Raw genomic sequence first — 526 nt, 5'->3', positions numbered from 1 at the left:
CATCTGCCCGGCGCGACCGGCGGGGTCACCGGCGACGGGATGCGGCAGCTCGCCGTGGGCCCGTCGGGTGTGCACGCGGACGGCCCCGAGACGTTCGCCGCCCTGGGCGAGGTCGCCGGCGGGCTCGGTCTGCGGCGCCGCACGCAGTCCAACGAGCAGGTCGATGTGGCCCGGGCCGCCGAGAAGTACGGGCGCCGACCGATCGAGCTGCTCGACGAGTGGGGCTGGCTCGCCCCCGACGTGACGCTCGCGCACCTGTGCGACATCACCGGGTCCGAAGTCGAGCTCCTGCGTCGAAGCGGCATCACGGCGACCCACGCCCCGGCCTGCGACCTACCGATGGGCTGGGGCGTCGCGCCCGTGGCCCGGCTGCTCGACGCAGGCGTGACCGTAGGACTGGGGACCTCGGGCGGCGGGAGCAACGACGCCGGCCACCTGCTCGCCGACGCCCGCCTGGCGATGCAGGTCGCGCCGCTCGCCGGGCGGCCCCTCGACGCCCTCGAGGTGCTGACGATGGCCACCGCCG

1 protein-coding gene is annotated in these 526 nt (G+C 76.2%); it reads left to right on the top strand.

Annotated elements, in window-relative coordinates; translation table 11 throughout:
- On the top strand, nucleotides 1–526 hold a 526-nt coding region (locus HMPREF3086_RS04515; protein ID WP_141763992.1), incomplete at both ends, for an amidohydrolase family protein.

The sequence above is a fragment of the Dietzia sp. HMSC21D01 genome, assembly GCF_001815995.1.
GTDB lineage: Bacteria > Actinomycetota > Actinomycetes > Mycobacteriales > Mycobacteriaceae > Dietzia > Dietzia cinnamea.
This window is presented reverse-complemented; position numbering and strand designations above follow the sequence as displayed.